Annotated in this window: 11 protein-coding genes; 6 read left to right on the forward strand and 5 right to left on the reverse strand. The window is 33.7% G+C overall.

Annotated features, from left to right (window positions below; translation table 11 throughout):
* Positions 1 to 4: 4 nt before the first annotated feature.
* Positions 5 to 958, forward strand: coding sequence for an AAA family ATPase (locus tag UH1x_RS14655; protein ID WP_482622567.1), 954 nt, complete (start codon positions 5 to 7; stop codon positions 956 to 958).
* Between the two features lie 369 nt (positions 959 to 1,327).
* The gene (locus UH1x_RS14660) at positions 1,328 to 4,102 is read left to right on the forward strand and encodes a bifunctional aconitate hydratase 2/2-methylisocitrate dehydratase (protein ID WP_482622569.1); all 2,775 of its coding nucleotides are present in this window, start codon (positions 1,328 to 1,330) and stop codon (positions 4,100 to 4,102) included.
* Positions 4,103 to 4,207: 105 nt separating this feature from the next.
* Here UH1x_RS14660 and UH1x_RS14665 read toward each other — a convergent pair whose 3' ends face one another.
* Positions 4,208 to 5,650, reverse strand: coding sequence for a pyridoxal phosphate-dependent decarboxylase family protein (locus tag UH1x_RS14665; RefSeq protein ID WP_396635051.1), 1,443 nt, complete (start codon positions 5,648 to 5,650; stop codon positions 4,208 to 4,210).
* Between the two features lie 348 nt (positions 5,651 to 5,998).
* Between UH1x_RS14665 and UH1x_RS14670 the strand changes: the two genes are divergently transcribed.
* Together UH1x_RS14670 and UH1x_RS14675 are read left to right on the forward strand one after the other, a co-directional pair.
* Positions 5,999 to 8,272, forward strand: a complete 2,274-nt coding sequence (locus UH1x_RS14670) for an aconitate hydratase (protein ID WP_482622571.1) — start codon at positions 5,999 to 6,001, stop codon at positions 8,270 to 8,272.
* Positions 8,273 to 8,350: 78 nt separating this feature from the next.
* Positions 8,351 to 8,905: a TlpA family protein disulfide reductase gene (locus UH1x_RS14675; RefSeq protein ID WP_482622572.1), complete on the forward strand. Its 555-nt coding sequence runs from the start codon at positions 8,351 to 8,353 to the stop codon at positions 8,903 to 8,905.
* Between the two features lie 24 nt (positions 8,906 to 8,929).
* Here the strand turns inward: UH1x_RS14675 and UH1x_RS14680 are convergent, their stop codons facing one another.
* Genes UH1x_RS14680 through UH1x_RS14695 form a run of 4 tightly spaced genes read right to left on the reverse strand, consistent with a single transcriptional unit; the run spans position 8,930 to position 12,593 of the window.
* Positions 8,930 to 9,376, reverse strand: a complete 447-nt coding sequence (locus UH1x_RS14680) for a sterol desaturase family protein (protein ID WP_482622573.1) — start codon at positions 9,374 to 9,376, stop codon at positions 8,930 to 8,932.
* Positions 9,376 to 10,215 carry a phytoene/squalene synthase family protein gene (locus UH1x_RS14685; RefSeq protein ID WP_405409860.1) on the reverse strand — a complete coding sequence of 280 codons (840 nt, stop codon included), beginning with the start codon at positions 10,213 to 10,215 and terminating at the stop codon, positions 9,376 to 9,378. The genes UH1x_RS14680 and UH1x_RS14685 overlap by 1 nt, the downstream gene beginning before the upstream one ends.
* Positions 10,216 to 10,221: 6 nt before the next feature.
* Positions 10,222 to 11,679, reverse strand: a complete 1,458-nt coding sequence (locus tag UH1x_RS14690; RefSeq protein WP_482622574.1) for a phytoene desaturase family protein — start codon at positions 11,677 to 11,679, stop codon at positions 10,222 to 10,224.
* A 14-nt stretch (positions 11,680 to 11,693) separates the two neighbouring features.
* Positions 11,694 to 12,593, reverse strand: a complete 900-nt coding sequence (locus UH1x_RS14695) for a MerR family transcriptional regulator (protein ID WP_036153101.1) — start codon at positions 12,591 to 12,593, stop codon at positions 11,694 to 11,696.
* A gap of 252 nt (positions 12,594 to 12,845) precedes the next feature.
* Between UH1x_RS14695 and UH1x_RS14700 the strand changes: the two genes are divergently transcribed.
* Complete coding sequence (locus UH1x_RS14700; RefSeq protein WP_482622576.1) at positions 12,846 to 16,619, forward strand: leucine-rich repeat domain-containing protein; 3,774 nt, start codon at positions 12,846 to 12,848, stop codon at positions 16,617 to 16,619.
* Positions 16,620 to 16,623: 4 nt separating this feature from the next.
* On the forward strand, positions 16,624 to 17,847 hold the full coding sequence (locus UH1x_RS14705) for a vWA domain-containing protein (RefSeq protein ID WP_482622578.1): 1,224 nt from the start codon (positions 16,624 to 16,626) through the stop codon (positions 17,845 to 17,847).
* Positions 17,848 to 17,850 lie beyond the last annotated feature (3 nt).

Consider the following 17,850-nt stretch of genomic DNA (forward strand, 5'->3'; position numbering starts at 1 on the left):
ATATATGTCAGACGTTGCAGCAATAGAACGCCTAGTAGTAAAACATGCTGAGCTTAAAAAGGAAATAGCCAAAATCATTGTAGGTCAAGATGAGGTTATTGAACAGATTTTGCTTTCTATTTACACAGGTGGTCACTCTTTGCTAATCGGCGTGCCAGGCTTGGCAAAAACTTTAATGGTGAATACCATTGCCCAAGCATTAGGTCTAGACTTTAAAAGAATTCAGTTTACACCAGATTTAATGCCAAGTGATATTCTTGGTAGTGAGGTATTGGATCAGAACAGAAACTTTAAGTTTATAAAAGGTCCTATATTTTCAAATATTATTTTGGCAGATGAAATCAATAGAACTCCGCCTAAAACTCAGGCAGCACTATTAGAGGCTATGCAAGAGCGAGCGGTAACTATTGCCGGTCATCAGCATAAGTTAGATTTGCCATACTTTGTTTTGGCAACGCAAAACCCTATTGAGCAAGAAGGAACCTACCCTTTGCCAGAAGCGCAATTAGACCGTTTTATGTTTGCCATAGAATTAAAATACCCTTCTATAGCCGAAGAAATTCAAGTGGTGAAGAATACTACTGCAGATAGAAAGCAAGTAGTAAATCCGCTATTTAATGCAAAGGATATTATTGCCATTCAAGACTTGGTACGTAGAATACCTGTGGCAGATAATGTTGTGGAGTATGCGGTAAAATTGGTAAATAGTACAAGACCTAACTTAGACTCAGCTTCTGATTACGTAAAACAATATTTAGATTGGGGAGCAGGACCAAGAGCATCTCAAAATCTAATTTTGGGTGCGAAGGCAAATGCCGCTATTCATGGTAAGTTCTCTCCAGATATAGAAGATGTACATGCTGTTGTTAAAGGTATATTACGTCATCGTATCATAAAAAACTACAAAGCGGAGGCAGAAGGTATCAGTGAAGAGGATATTATTGATAGATTACTTTAAAAAACTGCCGTTTTTCTACATTTTTCGAATCAATTAAATAAAATGGTTATCATTATTGTTTGATATCTACGCACTTTCTGCATCTTTTGAGAAAAAGTAGCTAATCATACTTATTTAATTTTAAATGCGTTCTATATTACGTAATTTTACGGAATTGCGTTAACTTAATATTAATTAACAGATGACATTTGACATTGGAAAGTTTAGAGGATTATACATTGTTCTTATTCAATAAAGTATATTCTTAAAATCAATTCAATCTGTTAATTTGTAGTTATAATGATTCTCATTTCATCAACAAGTCTTCAGAACGAAATAGAAATCTAGCTACTTGTCTGCATCAAAATTAACAATACAAATTACTTTTTAATGAGCATTTATAAAGATTACCTTAAGGAGATTGAAGAGCGTAAAAGTCAAGGTCTTCATCCAAAGCCAATTGATGGTGCTGAATTACTTAGCAAAATCATTGAGCAAATTAAAGATGTAGATAATGAGTATAGAGAAGAATCTCTAAACTTTTTTATCTATAATGTTTTACCTGGTACAACTAGTGCTGCAGGGGTAAAAGCTAAATTTTTAAAAGAAATCATTCTTGGTGAGTCGGTCGTAAAAGAAATTACTACTGCTTTTGCTTTTGAGCAATTATCTCATATGAAGGGTGGACCCTCTGTGAAGGTATTGTTAGATATCGCTTTAGGTTCTGATGAAGCTTTGGCAAAACAAGCAGCTGAGGTATTAAAAACTCAGGTATTCCTTTATGAGGCAGATACTTCTCGTTTAGAAGAAGCTCTAAAAAATGGGAATGCCATTGCAAAAGATATTATAGAAAGTTACGCAAAGGCTGAGTTCTTCACTAAGCTTCCAGAAATAGAAGAAGAAATAGAAGTTGTAACATATATTGCAGGTGTTGGTGATATCTCTACGGATTTATTATCGCCAGGCGGTGATGCACACTCAAGATCTGACCGGGAATTACATGGTCAATGTATGTTTGAGCATAACAAGGACATGCAAAATGAATTATTGGCTTTAAAGGAGCAACATCCTGATAAGCGTGTAATGCTGATTGCGGAAAAAGGAACAATGGGCGTTGGTTCTTCTAGGATGTCTGGTGTAAACAACGTAGCATTATGGACAGGTATTTCTTCTAGTCCGTATGTTCCTTTTATTAACATTGCTCCGGTAATTGCCGGTACTAACGGTATCGCTCCAATTTTCTTGACTACAGTGGGTGTAACCGGTGGTATAGGGTTAGACCTTAAAAACTGGGTGAAGCAAAAAGATGAAGCTGGTAATACCATAGTTGATGAAGATGGTGAGCCAATTCTAAAGCAAATGTATTCTGTTGCTACAGGTACGGTGCTTACTATTAATACAAAAGAGAAAAAACTTTATCATGGTAAAGTTGAATTAAAAGATATTTCCGCAGCATTTACTCCACAGAAAATGGAGTTCATGAAAGCGGGTGGTTCTTATGCGGTTGTTTTTGGTAAAAAACTACAAACATTCGCAGCTAAAACTTTAGGTATAGAAGTACCTCAAGTATATGCAACTTCAAAAGAAGTTTCTATAGAAGGACAAGGATTAACAGCTGTAGAGAAAATTTTCAATAGAAATGCTGTAGGTACTTCAGGGGCTACATTGCATGCAGGTTCTTACGTTCGTGCTGAAGTAAACATTGTAGGTTCTCAAGATACTACAGGTTTAATGACTTCTCAAGAATTAGAGATGATGGCTGCAACGGTTATTTCTCCAATTGTTGATGGGGCATACCAATCCGGTTGTCATACAGCTTCGGTTTGGGATGATAAGTCTAAAGCCAATATTCCAAGATTAATGAGCTTTATGAATGATTTCGGTTTAATTACCGGTCGTGATCCAAAAGGAAAGTATTTTCCAATGACGGATGTTATTCATAAAGTATTGAACGATATTACGGTAGGTGATTGGGATATCATTATTGGTGGAGATTCGCACACACGTATGTCTAAAGGTGTTGCTTTTGGTGCTGATTCAGGTACAGTTGCTTTAGCATTGGCTACAGGTGAGGCGTCCATGCCAATTCCGGAATCTGTTAAAGTGACCTTTAAAGGACAGATGAAATCTTACATGGATTTCCGTGATGTGGTACATGCTACACAACAACAAATGTTACAACAGTTTGGAGGCGAAAACGTATTCCAAGGTCGTGTAATAGAGGTTCATATTGGTACGTTAACTTCTGATGAAGCATTTACGTTTACGGATTGGACAGCAGAAATGAAAGCGAAAGCATCTATTTGTATTTCTGAAGACGATACTTTAATAGAGTCATTAGAGATTGCAAAAGGTCGTATCCAAATCATGATCGAAAAGGGTATGGACAATGCAAAGGGTGTACTTCAAGGACTTGTTGATAAAGCAGAAACTAGAATTACGGAACTTAAAACAGGTATTAAGCCATCTTTAAGACCAGATGCAGATGCTAAGTATCATGCAGAAGTAGTTATTGATTTAGATGAAATTGCTGAACCAATGATTGCTGATCCAGATGTAAATAATGAAGATGTTTCTAAGCGTTATACGCATGACAATATTCGTCCATTATCTTACTATGGTGGAACCAAAAAAGTAGATTTAGGTTTTGTGGGGTCATGTATGGTTCACAAAGGTGATATGAAAATATTAGCTCAAATGTTGAAAAATGTTGAAGCGCAAAACGGAAAGGTAGAATTCAAAGCTCCTTTAGTAGTTGCACCTCCAACATACAACATTGTAGATGAGTTAAAAGCTGAAGGAGACTGGGATGTATTAGTAAAGTACTCAGGATTCGAATTTGACGATAGCGCACCTAAAGGATTGGCACGTACCAAATACGAAAACATGCTGTACCTAGAGCGCCCAGGTTGTAACCTATGTATGGGTAACCAAGAAAAGGCAGAACCAGGAGATACGGTAATGGCAACATCTACTCGTTTATTCCAAGGTCGTGTTGTAAAAGATACGGGTGAGAAAAAAGGAGAGTCATTATTATCATCTACTCCGGTTGTAGTATTATCTACGATCTTAGGAAGAACTCCTACAATGGCAGAATATGAAGCAGCTGTTGATGGTATAGTTTTAACGAAGTTTAAACCTTCTACCAAGCAATTGGTTAGATAGTAGATAAATAATTAGTTTACAATAAAAATGCCTGAGTTTAACTCAGGCATTTTTTGTTACTACTAATAAATAGATTTTTATAGTCCGACTTTTTAATAACTATTATTAAACCGATTTTTTCCAATCTAAAATAATCTGTTTTGCGAAATTTTCACATTGATTTAACGTGTCTTTAATGTGATCTAATGTCGTGTCTGGGTTAATTAAGCACATTCTAATGACCACTTGGTTTTGTAAAACTGTAGTTACTAAAAGTGCTTCTTTGGAAGCTACAACTCTTGCTGAAATTTCTTGATTTAGCTTATCTAATTCAACTTCAGATAATTTTAATTCCAATGGGTTGTATCTAAAATTAATAATAGCCAAAGTTGCTAACGAAACAATTTCCCAATTACCACTTTCTCTTAGAAGGTCCTCTGTTTTATCGGCTAAGTCAATATTATAAGAGATTGCTTTTTTAAAAGCGTCTAAACCATACGTTTTAATTGACATGTAAAACTTTAAGGCCCTAAATCTTCTTGTTAATTGAATACCGTAATCGTAAAAATTAATTTCTGATTCGTTGCCTTCTATATCTCTTAAGTATTCTGGTTTTTCGCTAAAGGTGTTACTTAGCCAAGAAGAGTCCTTTACCAATAAACATCCAATTTCATAGGGCTGAAAGAACCATTTATGAGGGTCTACGGTTAAAGAATCCGCACGTTCAATACCTTGTAAAAGCTTACTTCCTTTATCGGATAAAATAGCCGCTCCTCCATATGCACCATCAATATGAAACCAAAGTTTTTCTTTTTCACAAATATCTGCTAAGGTATCTAGAGGGTCTACCGTGCCCGTATTTGTAGTACCTGCAGACGCGATGATACAAAAAGGTTTTTTGCCTTCAATTTTATCCTTTGCAATTTCGTTTTTAAGTTTATTGATGCTTATTTTAAATTCTAGATCGGTAGGAATTATTTTAATTTGTTCTTTTTTAAACCCTAAGACCCTAATTGCTTTAATATTGGAGGAATGGGCTTGGTCAGACAAATAAATAATAGCATTAGAAAAATCATCTCCACATTTTACTCTTCTTGCAGTTACTAAAGCTGTTAAATTAGCCATAGAACCACCGCTTGTAAAAATACCTCCACCTTTTTTAATGGGGAAATTAAACATCTTCAAAAGCCAGTTTAAAGTAACAATTTCTAGCTCTGCCGCAGCAGCAGAAATAATCCATCCGCCAGAAAAAATATTAAAACCTGTTGCTAGGGAATCGGAAATAGCACTAATGAAATTACTTGGTCCTGGTACAAATGAGAAGGATTTTGGATGACCGGATATATTGGAATTCGGTATTACATTATCCATTACAAAGTCTAAAACTTCATCCGCAGGCATACCATGATCAGGAGCTTCTTGTAAAAAAAGAGAATCCATTTCTTTTCTTGTAGCAATGCTTACAGGATTTTTATTTTCAATTTCTGTATAATGCTCAACAATGAAATCCACAACTTTATAACCATAGGATTGCATTTCTTCTTTTGATAAATGAAAAGGTGATGTCATAAAGTTTCAATTTTGGTCAAAATTACATCAAGTTTAAATCATATAAAAGTTTGTTTTATAAGCGTTTTTACAGGTAGGGTCATAGATTTTAGTCAAGTTGAATGTGTCTACAAATAATATGGAACAGAGCTATACAGTATAGTTGAATTTGTATTTCTTTAAATATATTGACCATTATCTAAAATTACCAATGAATAAGAAGCTTAAAGAAAAGTCTGTATAGCTATACAGGCTTTTGTCTCCCCACTTTTTATAATCATTCTTAATTTCATATGCGCTCTTAAAATCATCTTACATTTTGTATCTTGTACAGGTAAGATAGATTAACAATTTTTATAAATAAATTTTATGGCTTTTGACATAGATATGATTAAAAAGGTTTACGCTTCCATGTCGGAACGTGTAGACAAGGCAAGAGAGGTGGTAGGTAAGCCACTTACGCTTTCAGAAAAGATTTTATATTCTCATTTGTGGGATGGTAGCCCGACCGAAGCATTCACCCGAGGAAAGGATTATGTTGATTTTGCTCCGGATCGTATTGCTTGTCAAGATGCTACTGCTCAAATGGCTTTATTGCAATTTATGCAAGCCGGTAAGCCAAAGGTTGCAGTACCAACAACAGTTCATTGTGATCACTTGATCCAAGCTAAAAATGGTGCTACTGCAGATTTAAAATCAGCCAACACGACTAGTGCAGAGGTTTTTGACTTCTTGGAGTCTGTTTCAAATAAATACGGAATTGGTTTTTGGAAGCCTGGTGCAGGTATTATTCACCAAGTAGTATTGGAGAATTATGCTTTCCCGGGTGGGATGATGATCGGTACTGATTCACATACTGTTAATGCAGGTGGGTTAGGTATGGTTGCTATTGGTGTTGGTGGTGCAGATGCTGTTGATGTAATGGCAGGTATGGCTTGGGAGCTTAAGTTTCCAAAATTAATAGGTGTTAAGTTGACCGGTAATATTTCTGGTTGGACAGCACCAAAAGATGTTATATTAAAAGTTGCTGAGATTCTTACCGTAAAAGGTGGAACAGGGGCTATAGTGGAATATTTTGGCGAAGGTGCCAAAAACCTTTCCTGTACAGGTAAAGGAACTATTTGTAACATGGGAGCGGAAATAGGGGCAACCACCTCTACTTTTGGCTATGATGAGTCAATGGAGCGTTATTTAAGAGCTACTGATAGGGCTGATATTGCCGATGCTGCAAATACAGTGAAAGAACATTTAACGGCAGATGCTGAGGTGTACGCAAACCCAGAGCAATATTTTGATGAGGTTATTGAAATAGACCTTTCTAAATTAACACCATTGTTAAATGGTCCTTTTACGCCAGATTTATCTACGAAAGTTGGTAGTGATATGACCGAAAAGGCTACTTCTCATGAATGGCCATTGGCTGTTGAGTGGGGCTTGATAGGTTCTTGTACCAACTCTTCTTATGAAGATTTATCTAGAGCTTCCTCAATTGCTCAACAAGCTATTGATAAAGGAATTAAAATGAAGTCGGAATTAGGAATCAACCCTGGTTCTGAACAAGTAAGATATACAGCTGACCGTGATGGTATTCTTGGAATATTTGAAAAGTTGGATGCTAAGATTTTTACCAACGCATGTGGACCATGTATTGGACAGTGGGCACGTTATAGTGATCCTAAAAATGCACCTAAAAATAGTATTGTTCATTCTTTTAATAGAAACTTTGCTAAGCGTGCTGATGGTAACCCTAACACACATGCTTTTGTAGCTTCTCCAGAAATTACAGCTGCTATTGCTATTGCAGGTAGATTGGATTTTAACCCGATGACGGATAAATTAATCAATGCAAAGGGAGAAGAAGTAATGTTCGATGAGCCTACGGGATGGGAATTGCCTCCTAAAGGTTTTGAAGTTGAGGATGCTGGATACTTAGCTCCAGATGAAGATGGTTCAGGCGTAGAGGTTAAAGTTTCGCCAGATTCTGAAAGATTACAATTGTTAGAGCCTTTTACTCCAATTAAGGACGAAAGTTTAATGGGGGCAAAGCTATTGATAAAAGCATTTGGTAAGTGTACAACAGATCATATATCTATGGCAGGGCCATGGTTGCGTTTCCGTGGGCATTTAGATAACATTTCTAATAACTGTCTAATTGGTGCTGTTAATGCATTTGGCAAAAAGACCAATATGGTCAAGAACCAATTGAACGGAGAGTTTGGTGGAGTACCAGATACTGCAAGGGCATATAAAGCAGCCGGAATAAGAAGTGTTGTTGTTGGTGATCACAATTATGGTGAAGGTTCTTCACGTGAGCATGCTGCAATGGAGCCACGTCATTTAGGTGTTGCTGCAGTAATAGTTAAATCGTTTGCTCGTATTCATGAAACAAACCTTAAAAAGCAAGGTATGCTTGGGTTAACATTCGCTAATGAAAGCGATTATGATCTTATTCAAGAAGACGATACTTTTAATTTTATAGACATAGCAGAATTTGCACCGGATAAGCAGTTGACCGTTGAGGTTGTTCATGCCGATGGTAGCAAAGATGTTATCAAAGTAAACCATACTTACAATGCAGCTCAAATTGGGTGGTATAGAGAAGGTTCTGCTTTAAACGTTATTAAGAGGGAAAATGCCTCATAATTCAACAACTCAAAATTTGTAAGGAAAACTCCTGATATTAATCAGGAGTTTTTTAGTTTTGATGCCTATCTAACTTTTATGAAGAGACAAACGGTTTTTACCTTATTGATCATTGCTTTTGTACTTTCTTTTTTTGTTACCCCTTTAGGTGATTATAGCAAGATTATTCTCAACAGGGTTTTTGCCACTTCCCCAACTATTATACAACCAGAAAACCGAGGTAAGATAACTGACTACGATTGGAAGTTGAAAGATGCAAATTGGAAGTTTTTTAATTTTGACGAAGCCAAAGGGCAGGTTGCCTTTATTACTTTTTGGACATCGTGGCATATGCCCTCTCAAGCGCAATTGAAAGACATACAATATCTTTATGATACTTATGGTGATAAGATGAAGTTCTATGTAATTACCAATGAAGAGAGAGCTCCTGTAGAGCTTTTTATGGAAGAACAGGGATATACTTTTCCTGTAACCTATCAAATTATTGGAGAACCAAGTCCGGTATCATTACTAAAACCACCAGGGTCTTATGTAATTGATAAAAATGGTGCCATTGTAATTCACCAAAATGCCATTGCTGATTGGGATAATGAAAAAGTTGATGAGCTTCTAAATCAACTTATCGCAGAATAAATATTGGTGCTATCTACTTAAAACTTATTTTTTAAAATATTTAAAGGGTACAAAAAGCATCCCAAAACATTCTCCGTCTCCTTTGCCAATATGCTTATGATGCATTTTATGCGCTCTTCTAACCCCTCTGCTATACCAATTATTAGCGTTTCTAAAGAGTTTAAAACGTTGGTGAATGAAGATGTCATGCACTAGAAAATAGGCTATACCATAAGCTAGTATCCCGAATCCTAATGGGTAGCCATACCAAAAATCGGTAGTGCCTGCATAAAACAAAGACATACTAACGATAGCGTAGAAAATAAAAAAGGCATCATTCCTTTCAAACCAAGAATCGTGGTCTTTTTTATGATGATCTTTATGAAGACTCCATAAAAAACCATGCATGACATACTTGTGCGTGAACCACGCCATAAATTCCATGAACAAGAATGTTCCTAGAAAAATCAATATCCAAATCACTATATTCATTATACTAAGTTCATTTTAAATTTAACATAAGAACGAGCCAGTAGTCCAAATTTTTGATAATTTGGAACTCGTATCCGGGCGTTTTTAATTTCCAAAGAGGGTGTGCCTTGTAATTTTTTAAGCAGTTTATAGTAATACTTGTAAGCGGTATAGACTCCAAATTTAGCTTCAGCAGGTAAATCTACGATTCCTTGGTAGCCTAACTTAAAATCTGCTTTAATCTCTTCAACGATTCTTTTTTTAGAGGCTTCGTCCAATTCCTTTAAATTGGTGTTTGGGAAATAAGATCTATTTAGTTCTTCAAAATCGGCTTTTACATCGCGTAAAAAATTCACCTTTTGAAATGCCGAACCCAATGCCATGGCAGATTCTTTCAACTTGTTATATTCTTCAACATCACCTTTTACAAACACCTGTAAACACATTAAACCAACTACATCAGCAGAACCATAAATGTATTCTTTGTATTCAGCATCGGTACGGTAGATGTTCTTAACTAGATCCATTCGCATGCTTTTCATAAATGAATCAACCAAATGTTTAGGAATACTATACGTGTGGAAGGTATGTTGAAATGAATTTAAAATTGGATTAAGACTGATTTTATCTCTTAAAGATGCTTCAAGCTCTTGTTCAAATTTATCAAAAAGTATTTCCTTATCATAGTCATGAAAAGTATCTACAATTTCATCGGCAAAGCGTACAAAACCGTAAATATTATAAATATGAAAACGAATAGATGGGTGAAGCATCTTTGTTGCCAAAGCAAAAGAAGTACTGTATCGTTTGGTAACGACTTTACTGCACTGGTACGAAACTTGATCAAAAGTATCTTTCATATATAACTAGTTGTCCTTAATAATTAATTCTGACACTAATTTTCCAGATATTAAAGCTGGTGGTACTCCGGGGCCAGGTACTGTCAGTTGTCCTGTAAAGTAAAGGTCGGTGACCTTTTTACTTCTTAAATTTGGTCTCAAAAAAGCGGTCTGTGTTAAGGTGTTTGCCATACCATAGGCATTTCCTTTGTATGAATTATAGCGTTCTACAAAATCATTTACACAGAATGTTTCTTTGAATATAATATTATTTCTAATGTCTTGATCGGTTCTTTCTTGAAAACGATCTATTATAATGTCAAAATATTGATTTCTTAGTTCCTCGGTGTCTTCTAACGCTGTTGCAATTGGCACCAGGAAAAAACCTGTTTCACAACCTTCTGGAGCCATGCTCGCATCTGTTATAGAAGGAAAGTTGGCATAGAATAACGGATTTGTAGGCCATTTTGGATTGTCGTAAATTTCCTTAGCATGTAACTCAAAATCCGTATCAAAAAATAGATTATGATGTTCTACATTATTTAATTTTTTATCAAATCCAATATAAAATAAAAGAGAGGAGGGTGCAAAAACCTTTTTCTCCCAATAATTCTGACTGTATTGCTGGTATTTTTCATCCAACAAACTTTCTGAATGCTGATAATCTGCACCGCTTAGAACTTTGTCTGCCTTGTAGGTTTTATCATTACATATTACACCGGAAGCTTTGCCGTTATCAATTATAATTTTACTTATAGGTGAATTTGTATGTATTGTTACACCCAATTCTATTGCTAAGCTTTCCATTGCCTTGATTACCTCATACATACCACCTTTAGGGTGCCATGTACCTAAACCAAAATCTGCAAAATTCATGAAATTATAGAATGACGGTGTATTACTAGGCTTAGCGCCAAGAAACAATACAGGAAATTCTAATGTTGATACCAATTTTGGGTTTTTAAAAGACTTACGTACTTGTGAGCTAATAGTTTTAAAAAATTGGTCGACTTTTAAAATCGTTTCTTTAGTTACCAATTCTAAAGGTGAAAGTCCTGGTCTTAGAACCACCTTATTGATGGCAATGTCATAATTTTCTTGCGCTTTATCAATGAACTTCTTTAACGCTTTTGAGCTACCTGGCTCTATGCGTTCAAATTCCTCGCAAATTTTATCCATGCTATCACCAATGGTAATAACATCATCTGAAAAGAAAATTTTATAGGCCGGACTCAACTTGTCCAATTGATAGTAATCTGATGTTTGTTTATTGAAATCAGCAAAAAACTTGTCAAAAATATCGGGCATCCAATACCAGCTAGGACCCATGTCAAAAGTAAATCCGTCTTTTATAAATTGCGATGCACGACCACCAACGGTATCATTTTTTTCAAATATGGTTACGTCCCACCCAGCTTTTGCCAAGTAACAAGATGCTGATAATGATGAAAAACCAGAACCGATTACAATACAACTTCTATTCATTTATTTCTGTAAGATTATAGGTTGTTAACTAAGCTGTCAATAGAAGTAAAAGTTCTACAGAAGTTGGGTTTTGTATCTTCTTCAATGAAATTTGTCTGTCTACCTAAAATCCAAAAGTTTGGATTGTTATACTTGGAAACTAATTCAGAGAAGTCTTCTAGATACTTGTTAACCTTATCTTTTTCTGGAAAAACTGTAAAATAGGATACAAAATAGATGTCATCAAAATACTTCAGCACATCTTCTAGATTCTCCATAGGTATTGTGGGACCTAAATAGATGCATTTATATCCTTTTAAAATGATTTCGTAGTTAATATATAATAAGCCTATATCGTGAATTTCGTTCTCGGGTAAAAAAGCCACAAATACTTTATCCTTTTTTGTAGGTTCTAAATGTTGAAGCTTTTCGGTGTTTAATAAAATCTTTTGTTTAATTAAACTACTCATAAAATGCTCATGAGCCGGACTAATAGTATCCGTCTGCCATAGCAATCCAAGTTCATTCAATAAAGGAACAAAAGTCTCTTTAAAAATTTCTCTAAATGAATTTTCACTTAATAAGGCATTGTAAGTATTAAAGAACATAGTTTGATCAAAATTGACCATGGCTAGTTTAAAAGCATTAATTGCCTGACTTTTATGACTGTGTTTTGCTACTATTTCGCGAACCACGTACGGAATATCTTTATCAGAAATCTTAGCAATCTTAGAAATTTTATGTCCGTTGTTATAGAGTAGTGTAACATTAAGTAGCTTTTGAAGGCTAGAGAGGCTATACGTTCTAATGTTAGTATCGGTACGTTCAGGAGATAAAAGATTGTATCTTTTTTCCCAAATTCTAATGGTGTGTGCTTTAATTCCAGAGAGGTTTTCAAGGTCTCTAATACTAAATTGCTTTTTTACATTGTTCATACTTTCTGAAAAAGGATTAAACAAATCTACAATTTATTAAAATGCCATGGGGTACTTAGTAGTTAAAATTATCAAAATAAAATTGTGATTTTGATTTTGAGATTATTTGTAATTGAAAAAAGGTATAAGGTTTGAAAAAGATATTTATAAAAAAATCGGATATATAGATTTAAAGCAAAAGGTAATACAGGAATTAATTGCTAATAATTAATCAAATATATTAACGTTAGAGTTATATCCTAAATATAGATTATGCAATATCAAAAGATGCCGGCGAATGATGAATTAATTGAAACAGGTGATTTACGTAGGGTAAAAAGTTTAAAAGGTAACAAGGTTCGTTTTGTTTTACAGAATCGCAAGTTGAAAAGGTTAGCTATAAATACAATTGATTTCAATATGTTACCTCACCTTGAGTTTGATTTAAGCTATAATAAAACACTAAATCATGAAGAATTATTTATTCAGTTATCTAAATTAAAGAACTTAAAAGGTCTTGGATTAATTAAAAATGCAACAAAAGAATTGCCTGAAAGCATTGGAAATCTCAAAGCCCTTGAAATTCTTGACCTAAGGAGCAATGGCTTAAAAATATTGGCACCATCTTTTTCTTCTCTAGATTCATTGACTTTTTTAAATTTAAGGAACAATAATTTAACTACATATCCTGAACAATTAAATGGATTTAAAAATCTTAAGTATTTAAATCTTCGTTTTAATAAACTAAAGAAATTACCGGCTGCTTTTTTTAATTTAAAAAATCTTGAAGAACTTGATCTTTCCTCTTCAGGTTTATCAGTTTTGCCAGTGGAGATTGGGAATTTGACTAATTTAAAGGTGTTGTATCTTGAATCTAATAAATTAAAATCACTACCTAAAGAAATTGCTAATCTAAAAAAACTTGAAACTATACATTTAAAAGGTAACGCTGAACTTGACCTAGAGCAAGTATGTAAAGTATTGGCTGGGTTACCTAGTCTGAAACAATTCAGTTTTAGGCAATGGAAACTTAAAGATTTACCAGAATCATTAGGAGATATGACACAGTTGGAATCTTTAGATTTAGAAGAAAACAACCTAGTTGAACTTCCTGATTCTTTGAAAAAATTGAAAAATTTAAAAGAGATAAAATACCAAGATAATCCGGAATTAAATCTTGAGTCATTAATAAACAATTTAGCAAGTTGGCCACAAATTAAAGAATTTAGGTTTTATAGAATGTCATTGTATAGTGATGAGGAAGCTCGTCAAGATTCACCTAATAATTTAGGATTACTTAAAAATCTTGAATCACTATCATTTAGTTATCTAAGAGGGTTGAAGAATATTTCTGAAACTATAGGAGAATTAAATGACCTTAAAAGTTTAAACATTATAAGTACGGGAGTAATTGAGCTTCCCAAAACCATTGGTAAGTTAGAACAATTGGAATCTCTTGTTATAAGAAATAATCCTGATCTTACCCAAATTCCAGAATCATTATACAACCTAACAGATTTGAAAGAGTTGCATTGGTTAGGTAATGGTTTAGCCCTTAATTTTTTAAAAGTAGTAGCTTTTGAGAAGCTTGAAAAAATTACTGCAGGTACAATATCGAATGCAGATTTTAAACTACTATCACAATTATTAAACTTAAAAGAAATATATTGGCGTGATGAGGAAATAACTAGTTTTCCTGAAGAGTTTTACAACTTAAAACATATTGAATCTATACAATTTTCAGCTTTTCCTAACTTAGATATTAATCAGGAAATTGACAAACTGGCAAAAATGAGTTCCATTAAAAAGCTGGAATTTAATTTCAGGGAACCACGTACTTTAGATTGGTACATAGAAAATCTTCAGCAATTTCCTAATTTGGAATACGCTCAAATTGTAACTCAAGATAAGGTAATTCCGGCTTCAATAGTAAAATTATCATTTATAAAGGAATTGAAAATTGACATCCAGGGTAATACTTATAATGATATAAAAGACATTCAATTACCACTAGAGTATGCAATTCTACCTCAAGGCTGGATAAAGTTTACAAGGCTGTTTAAAGTACTAAAAAGTGCAGAAGAAGCTCTTATTACAATTGATAAACTACAGATCAAGTCTGAGCAAGAAAGAATGATTGCTTTTGCTCTTTTATCTGGTTACTACAAACCACTCTTTAAAATTTTAAAAAACCCTTTTGAAGAAGGTTTTACAGATGGTTCCGTGGTATATGTATCAGGTAAACCTAGTATGGGAACCCTTAAGAATTTAAAGGATATACTAGGTAAAAAAGGCTTCAAAGTTAAAACTAAACCTGTAGATGTTTCTTATGCTCTTATAACCCCAAAAGTAGATTTGAAAGATATTGAGAAGTTATTCAATAAAGGTTTTAACTTCTTTCTTGAAGATCATTTAAAAGAGCAACTTATAGAAGAAGATACGCCTTATTTATTAGAAGAAAGTAGTACGGAGCTTATACAACAGATTACTCGATTGTTAAAAGCCAAAGATGAAGATCAATTAGCTTTAATACTTCCCGTAATTGAGGGTGGAGGTGCTAATAGGTTAATTATAAGCTATCTCGTAGCTATCCATTTGTTTCATACAGATATTGGAATAAGAAAAACTTCTCGTAACCTTTTTAAAAAATATGCTTCTTCAGATTTACAAAATCATATAAAGAATACTTGGAAAGATAGTTATAAGAAAAAAGAACTTGAAAATTTCAAAAAAATATATCATCATGATGAAATTGATCTATGTGCTTTTATTTTAGCCTTTAAAATGATTAGATGGCACCAAGCCAATAAGGAAGGTAGAATTAATGATTATTTTATAAATTCTTTTGGACGTGTATACTTAGAAAAGGTAGGGTTTAACCAAATAACAGAGTCGTTGAACGAATGCGATTTTATTCACACTTTAAGAATAATGCCCTCTGAACCAATACGAGAAGAGTTTCTAAAAAAGAAAATACATAAACTACCACTGCATACACTAAATGTAGAACAATCAATGGATAGTTTTCCTGCCTCGTTTCTAGAAATACCAACATTAGAAAAACTTAGTATTGGTCACTGGCAAGCCTCTGGTGATATGCGAATTCCCGATTTGTCTCAAATAAACAGTTCTGTGAAAGAGCTGATTATTGTCAAACTTAATTTAAAAGATGTAGACAATTTAAAAAGTTTAATAAATATAACTCGTTTACATTTAAACTATACGGGTCTATCCAATATTTCATTTATTGAATCTTACAAGAAATTAGAATTTTTGAATTTAAGTTACAATCAAATTAAAGAGCTACCATCGTTTATTGAAACATTTGAATCATTAGATTTTTTATCGCTTGATCAAAATCCTTTAGAAAATATTACGATTAACTTTAATAAACTTCAGAAGTTACGTTCCCTTAATTTGTCAGATTGTAAATTAAGCGACTTACCAGATACTTTTGAAAATTGTTTGAGACTAGAAGAGATTACTTTAAGAAACAATGAATTAAAAAATTTACCAGTAAGTTTATTCAGTACTAAGGGTTTGTCTTACAGAGGTCGAAGCATAAATGCACAGAACAATCATTTGAGTTCTATTGGGGACGTTGAGAAAGGAAAGAAGCACGGTTTTTTGGGTTCTTTATTTCAATCGAATGAAAAGACAAAACATGATTTAGCATCTGTAATGCTCAATAGAATAAACTTAAATCAAAACGACTTTAAAGAGATTCCTACTCTATTCTTTTCTTTTAAACAGATAAGAGAATTAAATATGCAGGAAAATGCTATTGAAAAATTGCCTGACGAGTTCGAAAAACTAAAGGTTGATGAAATAAGGTTAAGCAAGACGATTATTTCTAAAATACCTATTTCAATATTTAAATCTGAAGCAAGATATATAGGTATATTTAGCGATGCTGACACTATTGAAATACCTGATGAAAGTGATATTCCGTTTCACAATTCCAGAATTTTTGTTGATGGTTCTGAACAAGAAAAAGAGAAAATGACCAACTTTAGAAAAGCGGTAAACGAGAAACAAAATAGATGATTTTATGAGTATTGACAACGGAAGAATACTTGAAGAAGTCACAAGGACAAGCATATCCTTGTTATTAAAAGAGCCTTTTTATTCTCATTTGTTTAGTTGCATGAATAAAGAAGTTGTTGATTCTGATGACGATGTTCAAACAATGGGGGTTGGTATTACGGGAAATGCACACACGTTATATATCAATCCTATATTTTGGGATAATTTCTTAACTGATGAAAAACATAGGTATGGAGTTATTAAGCATGAGGTGTTACATATTATCTTTAAGCACACGTTGGTCAATGTCAAAAACTTTAACAAGCATCTTTTAAATATTGCTATGGACATAGTTGTAAATCAGTTTATAGAAAGAAATCAATTGCCAGATGAATCCATTTTTTTAGAAACGTTTCCTGAGTTGCAACTGGAAAAAGATAGAACACACCACTATTATTATGATAAACTGATCGAGCTTAAAAATGAATTAAATGGCAAGTTTAAAGATTCAGAAGCAGCAAAAAATTATAATAATATACAGGAAACTTCACACGGACTAAATAGACATGACAAATGGGTTGAAATTTATTCGCAAAATAATATAGATAAAAGCTTAACAGAAGCTCAAATAGAAAACCTCATTAATATTGCAAATAAGAAAACTTCGGTTAAGGTTTTTGGAAATTTACCTGCAGGTTTACGATCCTGGCTTGAACAAATACTTATAAAACCAAAACCTTTAGTTGATTGGAGAAGGGTTGTTAAACTTTTTTCTGAAAGTAGTTGTAAAACCAAGATTAGAACAACACTTAAAAGACCTTCTAAAAGGTTTGGCACTGTGCCTGGTATTAAAATTAAAAAGCTTAAAAAGCTATTAATTGCAATTGATACATCAGGGAGTATACATAAAAGTGAGTTAGCTGACTTTTTTAATGAAGTATATCATATTTGGAGACAAGGAGCAGAAATAGAAGTTGTAGAGTGCGACGTTGTGATAAACCGATCTTATGCCTATAAAGGCGTTACACCAACTTTTGTGACAGGCGGTGGAGGCACTGATTTTAATGCTCCTATAGAATATGGAAATAAAACCTTTAAACCAGATGGGTTAATTTATTTCACCGATGGGGTTGCACCAAAACCTAAAACTCATTCGCGCTTCCCTATTTTGTGGGTTATCAGTAAAGAAGGAATTGAAACAGATAGTAACGACTTTAAAAAGTTACCAGGTCGTAAAGCAAAATTATAAGTA

Source organism: Maribacter sp. UH1 (assembly GCF_056839145.1).

Excerpts from the sequence above, each read along its gene's own strand:
- UH1x_RS14655 (WP_482622567.1), top strand. The coding sequence starts at position 5 with ATGTCAGACGTTGCAGCAATAGAACGCCTAGTAGTAAAACATGCTGAG.
- UH1x_RS14660 (WP_482622569.1), top strand. The coding sequence starts at position 1,328 with ATGAGCATTTATAAAGATTACCTTAAGGAGATTGAAGAGCGTAAAAGT.
- UH1x_RS14665 (WP_396635051.1), bottom strand. The coding sequence starts at position 5,650 with ATGACATCACCTTTTCATTTATCAAAAGAAGAAATGCAATCCTATGGT.
- UH1x_RS14670 (WP_482622571.1), top strand. The coding sequence starts at position 5,999 with ATGGCTTTTGACATAGATATGATTAAAAAGGTTTACGCTTCCATGTCG.
- UH1x_RS14675 (WP_482622572.1), top strand. The coding sequence starts at position 8,351 with ATGAAGAGACAAACGGTTTTTACCTTATTGATCATTGCTTTTGTACTT.
- UH1x_RS14680 (WP_482622573.1), bottom strand. The coding sequence starts at position 9,376 with ATGAATATAGTGATTTGGATATTGATTTTTCTAGGAACATTCTTGTTC.
- UH1x_RS14685 (WP_405409860.1), bottom strand. The coding sequence starts at position 10,215 with ATGAAAGATACTTTTGATCAAGTTTCGTACCAGTGCAGTAAAGTCGTT.
- UH1x_RS14690 (WP_482622574.1), bottom strand. The coding sequence starts at position 11,679 with ATGAATAGAAGTTGTATTGTAATCGGTTCTGGTTTTTCATCATTATCA.
- UH1x_RS14695 (WP_036153101.1), bottom strand. The coding sequence starts at position 12,593 with ATGAACAATGTAAAAAAGCAATTTAGTATTAGAGACCTTGAAAACCTC.
- UH1x_RS14700 (WP_482622576.1), top strand. The coding sequence starts at position 12,846 with ATGCAATATCAAAAGATGCCGGCGAATGATGAATTAATTGAAACAGGT.
- UH1x_RS14705 (WP_482622578.1), top strand. The coding sequence starts at position 16,624 with ATGAGTATTGACAACGGAAGAATACTTGAAGAAGTCACAAGGACAAGC.